The 16,400-nt window shown below is 67.5% G+C and carries 15 protein-coding genes; 10 read left to right on the top strand and 5 right to left on the bottom strand.

The genetic code is table 11. From position 1 onward, the window contains the following. Window positions 1-57: 57 nt before the first annotated feature. From ACTJI2_RS02785 to ACTJI2_RS02770, 4 genes are read right to left on the bottom strand one after another with little or no spacing between them, the layout of a single operon-like run. Window positions 58-1,149: an ABC transporter permease gene (locus ACTJI2_RS02785; protein WP_440841012.1), complete on the bottom strand. Its 1,092-nt coding sequence runs from the start codon at window positions 1,147-1,149 to the stop codon at window positions 58-60. After that, window positions 1,146-2,081: an ABC transporter ATP-binding protein gene (locus ACTJI2_RS02780; RefSeq protein WP_440841220.1), complete on the bottom strand. Its 936-nt coding sequence runs from the start codon at window positions 2,079-2,081 to the stop codon at window positions 1,146-1,148. The genes ACTJI2_RS02785 and ACTJI2_RS02780 overlap by 4 nt, the downstream gene beginning before the upstream one ends. A gap of 16 nt (window positions 2,082-2,097) precedes the next feature. Further along, complete coding sequence (locus tag ACTJI2_RS02775; protein ID WP_183644789.1) at window positions 2,098-3,060, bottom strand: HlyD family secretion protein; 963 nt, start codon at window positions 3,058-3,060, stop codon at window positions 2,098-2,100. Further along, a complete protein-coding gene (locus ACTJI2_RS02770; RefSeq protein ID WP_440841011.1) occupies window positions 3,050-3,760 on the bottom strand; it encodes a TetR/AcrR family transcriptional regulator in 711 nt (236 codons plus the stop codon). The genes ACTJI2_RS02775 and ACTJI2_RS02770 overlap by 11 nt, the downstream gene beginning before the upstream one ends. A 294-nt stretch (window positions 3,761-4,054) precedes the next feature. Between ACTJI2_RS02770 and ACTJI2_RS02765 the strand changes: the two genes are divergently transcribed. The 10 genes from ACTJI2_RS02765 (at window position 4,055) to ACTJI2_RS02720 (ending at window position 14,980) form a co-directional block, all read left to right on the top strand. Continuing rightward, window positions 4,055-5,038, top strand: coding sequence for a PhoH family protein (locus tag ACTJI2_RS02765; protein ID WP_440841010.1), 984 nt, complete (start codon window positions 4,055-4,057; stop codon window positions 5,036-5,038). Beyond that, entirely contained in the window at window positions 5,035-5,523 is a 489-nt protein-coding gene (ybeY, locus tag ACTJI2_RS02760) for an rRNA maturation RNase YbeY (RefSeq protein WP_183643534.1), read from the top strand. Before ACTJI2_RS02765 ends, ybeY begins: the two co-directional genes overlap by 4 nt. Window positions 5,524-5,580: 57 nt before the next feature. Then, window positions 5,581-6,159, top strand: coding sequence for a hypothetical protein (locus tag ACTJI2_RS02755; RefSeq protein ID WP_440841008.1), 579 nt, complete (start codon window positions 5,581-5,583; stop codon window positions 6,157-6,159). A 63-nt stretch (window positions 6,160-6,222) separates the two neighbouring features. Next, complete coding sequence (locus tag ACTJI2_RS02750) at window positions 6,223-7,086, top strand: HlyC/CorC family transporter (RefSeq protein ID WP_183643540.1); 864 nt, start codon at window positions 6,223-6,225, stop codon at window positions 7,084-7,086. 1 nt (window position 7,087) lies between these two features. Next, window positions 7,088-8,263: a lipoprotein N-acyltransferase Lnb domain-containing protein gene (locus ACTJI2_RS02745; protein WP_440841219.1), complete on the top strand. Its 1,176-nt coding sequence runs from the start codon at window positions 7,088-7,090 to the stop codon at window positions 8,261-8,263. A gap of 40 nt (window positions 8,264-8,303) precedes the next feature. Continuing rightward, on the top strand, window positions 8,304-10,325 hold the full coding sequence (locus ACTJI2_RS02740; RefSeq protein WP_440841007.1) for a glycoside hydrolase family 97 protein: 2,022 nt from the start codon (window positions 8,304-8,306) through the stop codon (window positions 10,323-10,325). Window positions 10,326-10,500: 175 nt separating this feature from the next. Further along, the gene (locus tag ACTJI2_RS02735; protein ID WP_183643549.1) at window positions 10,501-11,517 is read left to right on the top strand and encodes a magnesium and cobalt transport protein CorA; all 1,017 of its coding nucleotides are present in this window, start codon (window positions 10,501-10,503) and stop codon (window positions 11,515-11,517) included. A 117-nt stretch (window positions 11,518-11,634) separates the two neighbouring features. Continuing rightward, complete coding sequence (locus tag ACTJI2_RS02730) at window positions 11,635-13,707, top strand: carbon starvation CstA family protein (protein WP_183643552.1); 2,073 nt, start codon at window positions 11,635-11,637, stop codon at window positions 13,705-13,707. Continuing rightward, complete coding sequence (locus tag ACTJI2_RS02725) at window positions 13,707-13,931, top strand: YbdD/YjiX family protein (RefSeq protein WP_141453696.1); 225 nt, start codon at window positions 13,707-13,709, stop codon at window positions 13,929-13,931. Before ACTJI2_RS02730 ends, ACTJI2_RS02725 begins: the two co-directional genes overlap by 1 nt. Window positions 13,932-14,113: 182 nt before the next feature. Beyond that, a complete protein-coding gene (locus ACTJI2_RS02720; RefSeq protein ID WP_203322643.1) occupies window positions 14,114-14,980 on the top strand; it encodes a hypothetical protein in 867 nt (288 codons plus the stop codon). A gap of 88 nt (window positions 14,981-15,068) precedes the next feature. Here the strand turns inward: ACTJI2_RS02720 and ACTJI2_RS02715 are convergent, their stop codons facing one another. Beyond that, window positions 15,069-16,325, bottom strand: coding sequence for a DUF819 family protein (locus tag ACTJI2_RS02715; RefSeq protein ID WP_203322642.1), 1,257 nt, complete (start codon window positions 16,323-16,325; stop codon window positions 15,069-15,071). Between the last annotated feature and the right edge of the window lie 75 nt (window positions 16,326-16,400).

Below are 16,400 nucleotides of genomic sequence, written 5' to 3'. Positions count from 1 at the left end.
AGCGACGTAAGTCGCGACCGGAAACANCTTACGTCGCTCCTACAAGGGGCCACGTCTTCAATCCAGCCGCTTGCGGAAGCGCAGGATGGCGGCGGACATCATCACCGTGGTGAAGGCCAGCAGGGCCAGCACGTCGGGCCACAGCTCCCACAGGCTGGCGCCACGCAGCATGATGCCGCGGATCAGGCGCAGGAAATGGGTCAGCGGCAGTGCTTCCGCCAGCCACTGCACCGGCCGCGGCATGCCCGAGAACGGGAACATGAAGCCCGACAGCAGGATCGACGGCAGGAACACGAAGAAGGTCATCTGCATCGCCTGGAACTGCGACTGCGCCCGGGTCGAAATCAACAGGCCCAGGGTCAGGTTGGCCGCGATCAGCAGGATCGCCGCCACGTAGACGTGCCAGACGCTGCCGTTGAGCGGCACGTCGAACAGCCACATGCCCAGCGCCAGCACCACCGTGGTCTGGATCAGGCCGATGGCGATGTAGGGCAGCACCTTGCCGATCATCAGCTCGGCGCTGCTCACCGGCGTGGCGATCAACAGTTCCATGTTGCCGCGTTCGCGTTCGCGCACGATGGCCACTCCGGTGAACAGCACCATGGTCATGGTCAGGATCACGCCGATCAGGCCCGGCACGATATTCACCGCGGAGCGTCGTTCCGGGTTGTAGAACGCCACCACGCTGATCGGGCGCTCGACCGGAACCACCGCGCGGACCGCGGTATCGGCGGGCATCTGGGCCAACTGGGCGGCCGCGCTCTGCACCGCGTTGTCGCTGCCGTCGACCAGGATCTGCACCTGTTCGCGGCCCTCGGCGCGACGGCGCTCGAAATCCGGCGGCACCACGATGCCCAGGCTGATCTCGCCGCGCCGGATGGCTTCCATCAGTTCCTGCGGCGTGCTTGCGGCCAGGGTCGGCTTGATCACCGTGGTTGCGACGATATCCATGACCATCGCGCGCGAGGCCGTGGTGTTCGCCTGGTCGGCCACGCCCGCCTTCAGGTCGCGCAGGTTGGTGTTGATGGCGTAGCCGAACAGCAGCAACTGCATGACCGGGATGGCGACAATCATCGCCAGGGTGATCCGATCGCGGCGCATCTGCCGCACTTCCTTCAGCATCACCGCCGACAGCCTGCGCCAGATCATGCCGCACGCTCCTGCCCGTCCTGATCGGGGCGGCCGCGGGTCGCGGCGACGAACACGTCTTCCAGGTTGGCCTGCGAAGGCGTGACTTCCGCCGCCATGCCCGCCTGGCGCAGTCCCGCGGCGACCCGCCCGGCGGCATCACCATTGCCCGCCATCAGCACGCGCAGGGTATTGCCGATCTGGGCCACGCTGATCACGCCGGGCAGGCCCAGCAGGACCTTCTGCGCCTGGCGCGGCTGTTCCGCGTCCACCGCCAGCGTGCGTCCGGCCAGTTCGCCGGTCAGGTCCGCCGGGGTGCCATCGGCCACCAGCACGCCGCGATCGAGGATGGCGATGCGGTGGCAGCGCTCGGCCTCGTCCATGTAGTGGGTGGACACGAGGATCGTGGTGCCGGCGTCGGCCAGTTCGAACAGCTTCTCCCAGAAATCGCGGCGCGATTCCGGATCCACCGCGCTGGTGGGCTCGTCCAGGAACAGCAGTTCCGGCTGGTGGATCACCGCGCCGGCCAGCGCCAGGCGCTGCTTCTGGCCGCCACTCATGGTGCCGGCCAGTTGCTTCTGCCGATCCTGGAAGTGGTATTGCTCGACCAGTTCGTCGATGCGCTTGCGTGCCTCGGCTTTCGACAGGTTCTGCACGGCGGCGAGGAATTCCAGGTTCTCGCGCACGCTCAGGTCCTCGAACAGCGAGAACTTCTGGGTCATGTAGCCGATGCGGGTGCGCAGTTGCTCGGCCTGTTCGGGAATCCGCAGGCCCAGCACCTCGATGTCGCCCGCGCTGGGCGTCAGCAGGCCGCACAGCATGCGGATGGTGGTCGATTTGCCGGAACCGTTGGGCCCGAGGAATCCATACACGTGGCGTCGCGGCACGCTCAGGTCCACCGCGTTCACCGCGACCAGTGGGCCGAAGCGCTTGGTCAGCCCGCGCGCCTGGATCGCCAGGCCGTCGGCGTCACTTGCCGTGGCCATCGCCGAACTCCACGCGCACCGGGAAACCCGCCGGCAGTTCCGCCGCGTCCTTGCCCAGGCTGACTTCCGCCAGGTAACTCAGACGCGCGGCGTCCTTGCCGGTCAGCGCGTAGTACGGGGTGAACACCGGCTCGCTGCGAATCATCCTGACCTTGCCGGCATACACCTGTTCGCGGCCGTCCACGTGCACGCGCACCGCGTCGCCGACCTTGACCCGCGCGCGCAGCGGTTCCGGCACGTAGATGCGCGCATACGGCGCCTCGCCGACCAGCATCACCGCCAGTGGCGCGCCGATCGGCGCCTGATCGCCCAGGCGATACGGCAAGCTGTCCACGCGCCCGGCGCGCGGCGCCACCACGTTGAGCTTGTCCAGGGTGACGGCCTGCACCGCCGCCTGCGCCTCGGCGGCGGCAAGCGCCGCTTCGCCCTGCGCGACCTGCTCGCGGCGGGTGCCGCGCTCCAGTTCCAGCAATGCCGCCTGCGCCGAACGCACCTGCGCGGCGGCGTTGTCGGCGGCGGCGCGGGCGCGATCCACTTCGGAAGCCGCGACCAGTTGCTGCCTGCCCAGCGGTTGCAGCCGGTTGAAGTAGGCGCGGGTGTCACTGGCCTGCGCCTGCGCGGCGGCCAGCGCGGCGCGCGCCTGCGCGATGGCTTCGACCCGTGGTCCCGCCTGCAGCTCCGACAGCACGTCGCGACTCTGCCTGGCCTGCGCGCGCGCCGCTTCCAGTTGCGACTGCGTGCGGGTCAGTTCGAGCTGCAGCAGGGGCGCGCCGGCCGCGACCTGCTGGCCTTCGCGCACGTCGATGCGCACGATTCTCTCGGCCACCGGCGCGGGCAGGGTCACCCGGTCCCATTCCAGCGTTCCCAGCGCCTGCGGCGTGGCCGGCTTGCAGGCCGCCAGCGCCAGCAGCGCGCAGGCGGCGATCAGGTTGCGCTCACTTCGCATCATCAAGCTCCAGTCCACGATCCAGCAGCACCAGCGTGTGCCGGCGCAGGTCATCGAAATCGACATCGCCGGCACCGAACAGCGCGCGCCAGATCGGCGCGCTGGCCAGCGGGAAGAAGGTCAGGCCGACCAGCGAGACCATCAGCAGGCGGGGATCGAGCTCGGCGTTCAACCGCCCCTGCCGCTGCGCTTCGGCGAAGCGCCCTGACATCATCCGCGGCAGCATCGGCCCCACCTGTTCGATCAGCAGGTCGCGCAGCGCGCCGCCCTCGCACAACACTTCGCGCACCCACAACGTGGGCAACCAGGGATGGCGCGCGACCAGCCCGCCAACGCCTTGCACGAACGCGGCGATCAGGGCGGCCACGTCGTCACCCGCCTGGCTGACCGGCTCGCGCAGTTGCGCCACCACCGGCAACAGCCGCTCGGCCACCACCGCCTGCTGCAACTGCGGCTTGTCGCCGAAGTAGTAATGCACCAGCGCCGGGGTCACCCCCGCCTCGCCGGCGATGTCGCGCAGCGAGGTCGCGGCGATGCCCTGCCGGACGAAGCAGGCCAGCGCGGCGTCGAGCAGGCGTTCGCGTTGATCGGCCTGATCGGCACCGGGCCGGCCGGGGGCGCGCTTGCGGCGTCCGGCGGCGCCGCGCGCGCTTTCGGCGGCAGGCGTGCGGGAACGGGAGGGAGTGGGTGATTTCGGCATGCGCGCATTATTTAATTCATCGTTTAATTAATGCAAGGCCGGGCCGACGGACGGTCGCCGTCCGGCCTTCCATGTGGCGCGGAGGGGGGCGCCGGTTTAACCTTTCGCTCCAGACACCTCGGTCGAGGAACGCCGCCGTGATCCCGCACTTCCGCTGATCTGCCGCTTGCAAATCCGCCGTGCCCGCTCCACATCGAAGCGGCCGTTCCCCATTTCCAATTCCGCCCTGCCCGTCCGGCACCGCCGGCCGCCTTCGGTCCGTCCGCCGCGGCAAGGCCATTTCCTCCGCTACCCATGACTGCACCCAGCAAACGCGAATTCACCCTGGAACCCGAAACCGCCGAACGCCTGGCCAACCTGGCCGGCCCGTTCGATGCCCACCTGCGCCAGATCGAACTGCGCCTTGGCGTGGAGATCGCCAACCGCGGCGCGATCTTCCGGGTCACCGGCCCGGAAAAGGCGGTCGCCGCTGCCGAGAAACTGCTGCGCTCCCTCTATGCGGAGACCGCCAGCGAGACCTTCGACAGCGAGGCCATCCACCTGCGCCTCAACGACGCCAACGTCGACCACGTCGCCGCTGGTGGCTTCGAACCGCAGGAAGTGGCGATCAAGGTCAAGCGCGGCACCGTCCGCGGACGCGGTGCCAACCAGGCCAACTACCTGCACGCCATCGCCACCCACGACATCAACTTCGGCATCGGCCCAGCCGGTACCGGCAAGACCTTCCTGGCCGTGGCCAGCGCGGTCGAGGCGCTGAACGAATCGCGGGTGCAGCGGCTGATCCTGGTGCGCCCGGCGGTGGAAGCCGGCGAGAAGCTGGGCTTCCTGCCCGGCGATCTCACCCAGAAGGTCGATCCCTACCTGCGCCCGCTGTACGACGCCCTGTACGAGATGCTCGGGGTGGAAAAGGTGGTCAAGCTGCTCGAGAAGAACGTGATCGAGATCGCGCCGCTGGCCTACATGCGCGGACGGACGCTTAACGACGCGTTTGTCATCCTCGACGAGGCGCAGAACACCAGCATCGAGCAGATGAAAATGTTCCTGACCCGTATCGGCTACGGCAGCACCGCCGTGGTCACCGGCGACCTGACCCAGATCGACCTGCCCCGCCACCAGAAGTCCGGCCTGAAGGACGCGCTGGACGTGCTGCGCAACGTGGACGGCATCTCCTTCACCTTCTTCAGCAGCCGCGACGTGGTCCGGCATCCGCTGGTCGCGCGCATCGTCCAGGCTTACGATGCGCGCGAGGGCAAGGATTCGGAGACAGGTCCAGCATGACGCAGGGTCCGACACGGCTGGAGGTTTCGGTCAGCTACGCGCTGCCGCGCGCGGGCCTGCCCGCGGCGGTCAGCTTCCGCAAGTGGGTGGCGGCGGCGCTGCACGGGCGCATCCGCGAGGCCGACCTGGCCATCCGCATCGTCGACAGCAAGGAAGGCCGCGCGCTCAACCGGCACTACCGTGGCCGCGACTACGCCACCAACGTGCTGAGTTTCCCGGCCGACGTCGCCGAGGGCGTCAAGCTGCCCAAGGGCGTGAAGATGCCCTTGCTGGGCGACTTGGTGATCTGTGCGCCAGTGGTGGCGCGCGAGGCGCGCGAGCAGAAGAAACCCCTCGCCGCCCACTACGCCCATCTCACCGTGCATGGCACCCTGCACCTGCTGGGCTGGGATCACGAGGACGACAAGGAAGCCGAGTGCATGGAGCAGTTGGAACGCGAGATCCTGGCCGAACTGGGCATCGACGATCCCTACGCCGAGCAGTAGTCCCGGCCGCGCGCAGCCGCTACGCTTCGCGCTTTCCCGATGTTCCGGATCCGTCACATGCGTCCTGCCCGTTCCGCTCTCGCCCTCCTGCTGCTGGCCGCGGCCGGCGGCGCGCCTGCGCAGGCATCGGAACAGGCGGCGGGGCCGGATCCCGCCAAGGTCGACCTTGCCCGGCTGATCGCCTGCCAGGGCCAGCCGGAGGAATTCATGGCGCTGGCGGTCGCGCAGCAGGATCCGCTGAAGGCGGTCGCGCTGGGCTGGCGGCCGCTGCCCCAGGCCAACATGTTCCTCAGCGAATACGAACTGGCCGCGCCGCTGACGGTGTTCGGCCATCCCACCCGTCGCATCGCCTTCGCCGGTTCCAGCGTGATGGCGGTGCTGGACCTGCCGGACCCGCGCCCGCTGGCCCGGCAACTGGAACTGGAAACGGCGGTCGATACACCCGACAAGGCCATGTTCGGCAAGGAACTGGTCAGCGAGGAGGTCCGCGATCCGGCCACCGGCGCGGCCCTGGTCCGCTCGGCGGTACTCAACGTCTCCAACGTCACCTCCCACCCCGGCAAGACCCTGGTCGGCTGCACCTACAGCATTGATCCGCTTGAGGAAGAGCCGGCCGAGGCGCCCGCCGCCGGCTGAGCGTCCGCCGCGCCTGCTAGACTCTGCCCCGTCGCCCGCACCGCGGGCGCCCCTTTCCGAGAGATGTCAGAAGACGACAGTACCCCCGCGCCGGAGCACCACGAAAAACGGCGCAGCTGGCTGGAACGCCTGAGTTCGGCGTTTTCCGGCGAACCCACCTCCCGCGAAGACCTGGTCGCGATCCTGCGCGATGCGCAGAGCGACGGCCTGATCGGCGGCGACACCCTGCGGATGATGGAAGGCGCGCTGACGGTCGCCGAGCTGACCGTGGGCGACGTGATGGTGCCGCGCGCACAGATGATCTCGCTGCCGGTGGACGGCCGCTTCCTGGACCTGATGAAGCTGGTGGTCGAATCCGGCCATTCGCGCTTCCCGGTGCACGGCGACAACAAGGACGAGATCCTCGGCATCCTGCTGGCCAAGGATCTGCTGCGCGGCGTGGTCGCCGACAACGGCCCGGGCAGCATCCGCGAACTGCTGCGCCCGGCGGTGCTGATCCCCGAGTCCAAGAAGCTCAACCTGCTGCTCAAGGAATTCCGGCTGTCGCGCAACCACATGGCGATCGTGGTGGACGAGTACGGCGGCGTCGCCGGCGTGGTCACCATCGAGGACGTGCTGGAGCAGATCGTCGGCGAGATCGACGACGAGCACGACGAAGCCGAGGACGGCGCCTCGCTGATCGCGGTGCAGGCCGACGGGCAGTACGTGGTGGATGCGCTGACGCCCATCGCCGATTTCAACGAACGCTTCGGCGCGGATTTCCTGGATGACGAATACGACACCATCGGCGGCCTGGTCACCGCCGCCATCGGTCACCTGCCGGAAACCGGCGAGGAACTCACACTGGGCCGTTTCGCCTTCCGTGTCGCCAAGGCCGATGCGCGCCGCGTGCATGCGTTCCATGTCGGCATCCTGGCCGACGCCTGACATGCTGCGCCGCCTGATCCTCGTCGCCGCGCTCTGGCTGCTGGCGGCGTCGGCCTTCGCCGCGCCGCGCATCGGCGTGGCGACCATGCAGCCGGGCGAGGTGTTCTTCGAACGCTTCGGCCACAACGCCATCGTGGTGGTGGATCCCGCCACCGGCGCGGCCACTTCCTACAACTTCGGCTATTTCGATCCGGGCGAATCCGACTTCGTCGGCAACTTCGCGCGCGGGGTGATGCAGTACTACCTGGTCGATCTGCCGCTGGGCGAGGATCTGGCCCAGTACCGCGACAGCGGCCGCGGGGTGCGCCTGCAATGGCTGGACCTGCCGCCGGAACAGGCGCAGGCACTGGCCGCGGCGCTGGCCGTACGGGCACGGCCGGAGAACGCGCGCTACCGCTACGACTATTTCACCGCCAACTGCTCCACCCAGGTGCGCGACGCGCTGGACGCGGCGATGGGCGGCGCCCTGAAGCCGCAGCTGGCCGGCCGCTCGCGCGGCAATACCTACCGCAGCGAAAGCGTGCGGCTGGCCTCGCCGGCGACCTGGATGTGGCTGGGCTTCGATCTGGGCCTGGGGCCTTCGGCGGACCAGCCGATGTCGCGCTGGGAGGAAGCCTTCATTCCGATGCGCCTGGCCGACAGCCTGCGCGAGGCGAAGAACGCCGCCGGCCGTCCGCTGGTACAGGCCGAGGAAGAACTGCTGCCGCACCGGATCGCGCCGGAACCGGCCGAGGCTCCGCGGCGCTGGTGGCCATGGCTGATCGCCGGCCTGGCCCTCGCGGCCTTGCTGGTCCTGGCAGGTCGCCGGCATCCGCGCGCGGTGGCCGCGGCCGCGCTGCCGTTCTGGCTGCTGTGCATGATCGCCGGTGGCCTGCTGGTGTACCTGTGGGGTTTCAGCGAGCACTGGGCCGCCTGGCGCAACCACAACCTGCTGCTGCTCAATCCGCTGTGCCTGTTGCTGCTGCCCGGCGCAATCGCCGTGCTGCGCCGCCGCAATCCGGGCCGGCTGTTCCGTTCCACCCTGCTGATGGTCGCGTTGTGCGCGCTGTTCGCGTGGTTCGTGCAGTGGCTGCCTTTCGCGTTCGGCTACCAGTTCAACCAGCCGTGGATTGCGTTGCTGCTGCCCGTCCACCTCGCGCTCGCATACGTATTCAGACGGTCGCCTCACGCCGGCTGACGCAGGATGCGGCCTTTCCCGCCGCATCCGCAGGGTCCGCATGCTGATTCGACTGTTCGCCCTGACCGTCCTGTCGCTTCCGCTCACCGCGCTGGCCGCGCCGCCGGTACGCGTCAGCTCGCCCGATGGCCGCATCGTGGTGGAACTGGATTCCGATCCCGATGGCCGCCCGACCTATGCGGTGCAACGCGACGGCAAGCCGCTGCTGGCGCCATCGCGGCTGGGCTTCCTGCTGGTCGACACGCCCAAGCTGGATCGCGCCATCGCGGTGACCGCGCCGCGCACGCGCAGCTTCGACGAGACCTGGGAACAGCCCTGGGGCGAGCGCCGCCGCATCCGCAATCATTACAACGAACTGCGGGTGACCCTGGCCGAGAACGCCAAGCCCCGCCGGCACCTGGATCTGGTGTTCCGCGTGTACGACGATGGCCTCGGCTTCCGTTACGAGTTCCCGCGCCAGGAGGGCTTGTCGACGGTGAGGATCCGCGAGGAGCTCACCGAGTTCACCCTCGCCGGCGATGCCACCGCGTGGTGGATTCCGGCCGGCGAATGGAACCGCGAGGAGTACCTGTACCACCGCACGCCGGTGGAAGCCGTCGGCGACGCGCAGACGCCGATTACCTTCCGGCTGGCCGACGGCACCCATCTGTCGATTCATGAAGCCGCGCTGGTCGACTATTCCGGCATGAACCTCATCCGCGTCGAAGGCCGGCGATTGAAGGCATCGCTGACACCCGGCATCGACGGCGCCAAGGTCACGCGCGAGGCACCGTTCAACACGCCCTGGCGCACCGTGCAGATCGCCGATGACGCGGGTGGACTGGTGACCTCCAGCCTTATCCTCAACCTCAACGAACCGAACGTGCTGGGCGACGTGTCGTGGGTCAGGCCGATGAAGTACGTCGGCGTGTGGTGGGAAATGCACTTGGACACCAAGACCTGGGCCTCCGGCCCGCGCCACGGCGCGACCAACGAGAACGTGATGAAGCACATCGACTTCGCCGCGAAGCACGGCTTCGGCGGCGTGCTGGTCGAGGGGTGGAACGTCGGCTGGGACGGCGACTGGTTCGGCAACGGCGAGGATTTCAGCTTCACCCGCTCGTATCCCGACTTCGATCTGGAGAAGCTGGGCGCCTACGCGAAATCAAAGGGTGTCGTACTGATCGGCCATCACGAGACCTCCGCCAACGCCGCCCACTACGAATCGCAGATGGGCGCCGCGTTCGATCTGTACCAGCGGGTCGGCGTTCCGGCGGTCAAGACCGGCTACGTGTCCGACGCCGGTCAGGCCAAGGTGATCGGTGCCGATGGCAAGGTCCACTACGCCTGGCATGAAGGCCAGGACCTGGCCCGCCATCACCTGAAGGTGGTGACCGAGGCGGCCAGGCGCCACATCGCGATCAACGCCCACGAGCCGATCAAGGACACCGGCCTGCGCCGCACCTATCCCAACTGGATCTCGCGCGAGGGCGCGCGCGGCATGGAGTACAACGCCTGGGGCAACCCCGGCAATCCGCCCGAGCATGAAGCCATGCTGGTGTTCACCCGCCTGCTGGCCGGGCCGATGGATTTCACCCCCGGCGTCTTCGGCATGAAGACCCGCGCGCCGGACGGCGTGGCAACCACCTGGGCCAAGCAACTCGCCCTCTACGTGGTCATCTACAGCCCGATCCAGATGGCCGCGGATCTGCTGGAAAACTACGAGGCCAATCCAGGCCCATTCCAGTTCATCAAGGACGTGCCGGTCGATTGGGAAGAGACCCGCGTGCTCAATGGCGAAGTCGGCGACTACGTGACCCTCGTGCGCAGGGAACGCGGGGGCGACAACTGGTACCTGGGCGCCATCACCGACGAGGAGCCGCGCACGCTGAAGGCGCCGCTGTCGTTCCTGGATCCCGGCCGCCGCTACACCGCGCAGATCTACCGGGATGGCCCGAAGGCCGGCTGGAAGGACCGGCGCGAGGACATCGTCATCGAGGAGCGCGAGATCGGCTCGACCGACACACTGGAACTGAAACTGGCACCCGGCGGCGGCCAGGCGATCCGCTTCGTGGCCCGGTAAAGCCAGCCTCCCTGTAGGAGCGACGTGAGTCGCGACCCGCGGTTCCCACCGCCAGACGTTGCCAGCGCGGCCGTGAACCCCTGTACGGTGGGATGGCGGTCGCGACTCACGTCGCTCCTACACGGCGTGCCCGGCCCGCTTGCCGCTCAAGGTCAACTGGCGCACGATCCGGCACATGAACCAATCGCCTTCGCTGAACCCCGTCCAGAACGCCCTGCCCTCCTGCGTCATCAACTGCGTGGTCTATGACCAGCACGGCAAGCGCCGGGACATCGGCCTGGATGAAATCAGCGATGTGCTGGCGGTGGACGACGGCACGTTCATCTGGGTAGGCCTGTACGAACCGGCCGATTCGGTGCTGGAGAAGCTGCAGGAGGAATTCTGCCTGCACGACCTGGCGGTCGAGGATGCGCAGAACGCGCACCAGCGGCCCAAGCTGGAAGCCTATGGCAATTCCCTGTTCATCGTCATGCAGACCGCGCAGGTGGTGGACGACCGGATTCGCTACGGCGAAACCCACGCCTTCCTCGGGCCGCGCTACCTGGTCACCGTGCGCCATGGCGCCTCGCTGTCGTATGCGCCGGTGCGCGAGCGCGTGCAGCGCGAACCGGACCTGCTGGGACTGGGTCCTTCGTACGGGTTGTACGCGGTGCTCGACTTCATCGTCGACAACTACCGTCCGATCGTCGACGAGTTCCGCCAGACCCTGGACACGCTGGAGAAGGACATCTTCGCCGACACCTACCGGCGGGTGACCGTGGTCAAGCTGTACGAACTCAAGCGCGAGTTGACCAAGATGCGGCTGGCGGTGGCGCCGCTGCAGGATGTGCTGGCGCAACTGTCGCGCACGCAAAGCGCGCTGATCCCGGAAGAGGTACGGCTGTATTTCCGCGATGTCCACGACCACGTGCTGCGGGTCAACGAATCCACCGACACCCTGCGCGAGATGCTGACCACCGCGTTGAGCGTCAACCTGTCGCTGGTAACCCTGGCCCAGGGCGAGACGGTCAAGCGCCTGGGCGCCTGGGCGGCGCTGCTCGCCGCGCCCACCCTGATCACCAGTTGGTACGGCATGAACTTCGAGCACATGCCCGAACTGGCGGGCCGGTTCTCCTATCCGCTGCTGATGATCGGCGTGGCGGCGGTCTGCATCGGCCTGTATCGCCTGTTCAAGCGCGTGCGCTGGTTGTGACGATCCGGTGACCGCCGGCCGGTTTCGACCAAAGTCGAAGGCGGGAATCCGGCTTACGGATTGACCCTCCCCCGGCATCGGAGGACTCTAGCGGCAGTCTCCGTGGAGGGTGGATTCATGAAAGGTCTGTCGAAACTCGGCTGGGCGGCGCTGGCCGTACTCGGTGCATTCGCGCTGGGCACGGTCGCGCTGCGCCGGGGCGAGCACATCAACGCGATCTGGATCGTCACCGCGGCGGTCTCGATCTATCTGATCGCGTACCGCTTCTACGCGCAGTTCATCGCCAGCCGGGTCATGCAACTGGATCCCACCCGGGCCACGCCGGCGGTGCTGCGCAACGACGGCCTGGATTACGTGCCCACCAACAAGCACGTGCTGTTCGGCCACCATTTCGCCGCCATCGCCGGTGCCGGCCCGCTGGTCGGCCCGGTGCTGGCCGCGCAGATGGGCTACCTGCCCGGCCTGTTGTGGCTGGTGGTCGGCGTGGTGCTGGCCGGCGCGGTGCAGGACTTCATGGTGCTGTTCATTTCCAGCCGCCGCGACGCGCGCTCGCTGGGTGACCTGGTGCGCGAGGAAATGGGGCCGATTCCCGGCACCATCGCGTTGTTCGGCGCCTTCCTGATCATGATCATCATCCTGGCGGTGCTGGCGATGGTGGTGGTCAATGCACTGGCCGAAAGTCCGTGGGGCATGTTCACCGTCGCCGCGACCATGCCGATCGCGATCCTGATGGGCATCTACATGCGCTACATCCGGCCCGGCCGGATCGGCGAGATTTCGGTGGTTGGCCTGCTCCTGCTGCTGGGCGCGATCTGGCTGGGCGGCAAGGTCGCCGCGGATCCCACCTGGGGGCCGGCGTTCACCTTCTCCAAGGAATCCATCACCTGGATGATGGTCGCCTACGGCTTCATCGCCTCGGTGCTGCCGGTGTGGCTGCTGCTGGCACCGCGCGACTATCTGTCCACCTTCCTCAAGATCGGCACCATCGTCGCGCTGGCGATCGGCATCCTGATCGTGATGCCGGATCTGAAGATGCCGGCGGTGACCGAGTACGCCCGCACCGGCATGGGCCCGGTCTGGACCGGCGGCCTGTTCCCGTTCCTGTTCATCACTATCGCCTGCGGCGCGGTGTCCGGCTTCCATGCGCTGATTTCCTCCGGCACCACGCCCAAGCTGCTGGCCAGCGAGCGCCACATGCCCTACATCGGCTACGGCGGCATGCTGATGGAGTCCTTCGTCGCGGTGATGGCGCTGGTCGCGGCCTCGATCATCGAGCCGGGCGTGTACTTCGCGATGAATGCGCCGCCGGCCGCGGTCGGCAAGGACGTGATAGCGGTGGCCGCCAAGGTCAGCGAATGGGGCTTCGCGATCAGCCCGGACGTGCTCACGGCCACGGCCAGGGACATCGGCGAAAGCACCATCCTCAACCGTGCCGGTGGCGCGCCGACCCTGGCGGTGGGCATTGCCCAGATCCTGCACAGCGTGCTTCCCGGCGAAGACACGATGGCGTTCTGGTACCACTTCGCGATCCTGTTCGAGGCGTTGTTCATCCTGACCGCGGTCGACGCCGGCACCCGCGCCGGGCGCTTCATGCTGCAGGATCTGCTCGGCAACTTCGTCCCGGCGATGCGCCGCACCGAGTCCTGGACCGCGAACATCATCGCCACCGGCGGCTGCGTGGCGTTGTGGGGCTACCTGCTGTACACCGGCGTCACCGATCCGTTCGGCGGCATCAAGACCCTGTGGCCGCTGTTCGGCATCTCCAACCAGATGCTGGCGGGCATCGCGCTGATGCTGGGCACGGTGGTCCTGTTCAAGATGAAGCGCGATCGCTACGCCTGGGTCACCGCGGTTCCGGCGGTGTGGCTGCTGCTGTGCACGACCACCGCCGGCCTGCTGAAGATCTTCGACAGCAATCCGGCGCAGGGCTTCCTGGCGCAGGCGCACAAGTATCAGGCCGCCATCGCGACCAACACTGTCACCGCGCCGGCGCAGAACATGGGCGAGATGCACAAGATCGTGGTCAACGCCTACGTCAACACCGGCCTGACCGCGCTGTTCCTGTTCGTGGTCGCGGCGATCCTGATCTACTCGATCAAGACCATCCTCGCCGCGCGCCGCAGCACGGTCCGCACCGATCGCGAGACGCCCTACGTGCAGGTCGATCCGCAGCAACTGGCGAACCTGTGATGGGTACCGCGCTCGTTCCCGTCAGCCACTACCAGATGCACCGCCGGGTGTGGCGCCGGCTGGTGCAGACGGCGCGACTGTGCTGTGGCGTGCCGGACTACGACAACTATGTCCGGCACATGCTGGAGAAGCATCCGGATCGCGAGATCATGGATTACCGGACGTTCTTCCGCGAGCGCCAGGAGGCGCGCTACGGCGGCAGGAGCGGCTTCCGCTGCTGCTGAGGCCATTTCCGTTCCCGGCCGGGGCGGGACCATCAGGTCCCGCCCTTTCTGTTTCCATCGACCGCTCATCGGCTGAACCGACATGCGCTGGCCGTATCGCCGACGGCCCGGCGTTTCCCCAGTCACCAACGGAACTGCGCGCCGCGTAGCCGCCGTTTCACTCGACGCCAAAGGGGTTCGCCATGAATGCACCGTCCCGCCGCAAACCGGCGCGCACGCTCACATCCTTCCGCAGGTTCCTGTCCACCGTCACCGCCACCGCCGCGCTCGGCCTGGTGCTGTCAATGCCCGCCCACGCCACCGGTACCATCGGCACGCCGACGCCGGTCGACGTCGGCCTGAGCTGCAAGGACTTCGATACCGCCGGCATCCTCAGCGAACTGGTCATCAATCCGCTGCCGGACGGCGTGCAGGCGCACACCGACGGTGTCCTGACCGTGGATACCATCCATTTCGAATCCACCAGCGGCTGGCTGCTGTACTGGGAGCAGCTGAGCACCGGGCAATCCATCCACAGCGTGTCGATCAGCGACGACAACGGCGGCGTTCTCTACAGCTACGATCCGCCGGTCACCAGCGACGCCGGACTGCACCTGCCCGCCGCGCCGGGATTCACCATCCTCACCAACAATCCGTATCCGCACATCAGCCGCGCCAGCTTCTGCTACTCCACGCCGGATCAGACCGGCTTCGAGGGTTGCACGCTGGGCTACTGGAAGGTCAAGAAGCACCACGATTCCTGGCCGGCACCGTTCACCATCAACACGTCACTGCAGAGCTACTTCGGCAGCAGTGCGCCCGACGTGACCTTCTTGACCGCGCTCAATTTCCAGGGCGGCCCGGGCGTGGATGGCGGCGAGCGCATCCTGCTGAAGCAGGCGGTGGCATCGTTGTTGAACGCGGCATCGTCGGGCGTGGACTTCCCGCTGACCACCGCCCAGGTGATCCAGCAGGTCACCTTCGCGCTGGACAGTGGCGATCGCGACGTGATGATCTCGCTGTCCGCCACCCTGGATGCCTACAACAACCAGGGTTGCCCGCTGAACTGAAACGCGATACCCCTGAAAAAAACACGGCGGCCTGATGGCCGCCGTGTTTTTTCATGGGTCCAGTATCCGCATGGCCGGCGGCCTCCGGCTATCCCTGCCCCGCCATCGCGCGCAGGATGATGCCGACCAGATAGGCCGCGCCGGTACCGGTGGCGTAGCCCAGCGTGCCGAGCAGCACGCCCACGGGCGCCAGCGCCGGATGGAACGCGGTGGCCAGCACCGGTGCCGAAGCCGGACCGCCGATATTGCTCTGCGAGGCGATCGCGAAATAGAAGAACGGCGTGCGCAGCAGCTTGCCAACGCCCCACAGCAGCACGATATGCACTGCGATCCACATCACGCCGAGCAGGAAAAGCCACGGACGTTCCAGTAGCGCCAGCAGATCCATCTGCATGCCGATGCAGGCGATCAGGAAATACAGGAACAGCGAGCCCCACTTGGACGCGCCCACGCCTTCCAGCGTGCGCATGCGGGTGAAACTCAATAGCAGACCGGCGAAGGTCGCCAGCAGCACCACCCACACGAACGGTTTGTCCAGGCTCACCATCGGTGACCATGCGACGTTGGCAGCGAACCAGTCCGCCAGCGGCGCGGCGACCGCATGTGCCAGGCCCACGGTGCCGAAGGCAACGCCGCCCAGCACCATCAGATCCGTGAGCGTGGGAATGCGTGCATGCTGTGCCTGGTAGCTGGCGATGCGCTCGCGCAGCTCGTCAATGGCCGATGTGTCTGCTCCGCTATGGCGATCCAGCGCGGGCGCACGGGCGGCGAAGAAGATCAGCACTGCCATCCACACGTAGCCGACGCCGACATCGACCACGGCGAACTGGCCGAAAGTGGTCGCGTTGACCTCGAAGATCTCCTTCATCGCCAGCATGTTCGCACCGCCGCCAATCCAGCTGCCGGCCAGCGCCGCCATGCCGGCCCAAGTGTCGCCGGCGACGGTTTCGGGATGGAACCAGCCCATCAGCTTGAAGGCCACCACCGCGCCCAGCATGATGCTCAGCACCGCGGCGACGTACATCACCAGCATCTTCCAGCCCAGGCCGAGGATGCCCTTCAGGTCGATGCTCAGGGTCAGCAGCACCAGCGCGGCCGGCAGGAACACGTCGCGCGCCACCGGGTTGTAGAGCTTGGTGTTCTCGCCATCGATCAGGCCGATGGTGTTGTAGACGCCGGGAATGAAGTAGCACAGCAGCAGCGCCGGCACGAAGCCGTAGAACTTGCGCAGGAAGCGGTTCTCGCTGCTCGAGGTCCAGAAGATCGCGCCGAGGGTGGCCGCGATCAGGCCGAACACGATGATGTCGTTGGTGATGAGTGCGCCGCCGGTGCCTGCTGCCGCCATCCGGTATGTCTCCCCTGGTGATGAAAGCGTGCCCCCGGCCCAGCCGTTTCCCTGGCACGAAAAAAGGGCACGCCG

This window comes from Pseudoxanthomonas sp. 22568 (genome assembly GCF_052044485.1).
GTDB lineage: Bacteria > Pseudomonadota > Gammaproteobacteria > Xanthomonadales > Xanthomonadaceae > Pseudoxanthomonas_A > Pseudoxanthomonas_A beigongshangi.
This window is presented reverse-complemented; position numbering and strand designations above follow the sequence as displayed.

Bases quoted from the DNA above. Each gene is read 5' to 3' on its own strand.
- ACTJI2_RS02730 (WP_183643552.1), top strand. From the start codon at position 11,635: ATGAAAGGTCTGTCGAAACTCGGCTGGGCGGCGCTGGCCGTACTCGGT.
- ACTJI2_RS02720 (WP_203322643.1), top strand. From the start codon at position 14,114: ATGAATGCACCGTCCCGCCGCAAACCGGCGCGCACGCTCACATCCTTC.
- ACTJI2_RS02745 (WP_440841219.1), top strand. From the start codon at position 7,088: ATGCTGCGCCGCCTGATCCTCGTCGCCGCGCTCTGGCTGCTGGCGGCG.
- ACTJI2_RS02725 (WP_141453696.1), top strand. From the start codon at position 13,707: ATGGGTACCGCGCTCGTTCCCGTCAGCCACTACCAGATGCACCGCCGG.
- ACTJI2_RS02775 (WP_183644789.1), bottom strand. From the start codon at position 3,060: ATGCGAAGTGAGCGCAACCTGATCGCCGCCTGCGCGCTGCTGGCGCTG.
- ACTJI2_RS02715 (WP_203322642.1), bottom strand. From the start codon at position 16,325: ATGGCGGCAGCAGGCACCGGCGGCGCACTCATCACCAACGACATCATC.
- ACTJI2_RS02755 (WP_440841008.1), top strand. From the start codon at position 5,581: ATGCGTCCTGCCCGTTCCGCTCTCGCCCTCCTGCTGCTGGCCGCGGCC.
- ACTJI2_RS02735 (WP_183643549.1), top strand. From the start codon at position 10,501: ATGAACCAATCGCCTTCGCTGAACCCCGTCCAGAACGCCCTGCCCTCC.
- ACTJI2_RS02740 (WP_440841007.1), top strand. From the start codon at position 8,304: ATGCTGATTCGACTGTTCGCCCTGACCGTCCTGTCGCTTCCGCTCACC.
- ybeY (WP_183643534.1), top strand. From the start codon at position 5,035: ATGACGCAGGGTCCGACACGGCTGGAGGTTTCGGTCAGCTACGCGCTG.
- ACTJI2_RS02750 (WP_183643540.1), top strand. From the start codon at position 6,223: ATGTCAGAAGACGACAGTACCCCCGCGCCGGAGCACCACGAAAAACGG.
- ACTJI2_RS02785 (WP_440841012.1), bottom strand. From the start codon at position 1,149: ATGATCTGGCGCAGGCTGTCGGCGGTGATGCTGAAGGAAGTGCGGCAG.
- ACTJI2_RS02770 (WP_440841011.1), bottom strand. From the start codon at position 3,760: ATGCCGAAATCACCCACTCCCTCCCGTTCCCGCACGCCTGCCGCCGAA.
- ACTJI2_RS02765 (WP_440841010.1), top strand. From the start codon at position 4,055: ATGACTGCACCCAGCAAACGCGAATTCACCCTGGAACCCGAAACCGCC.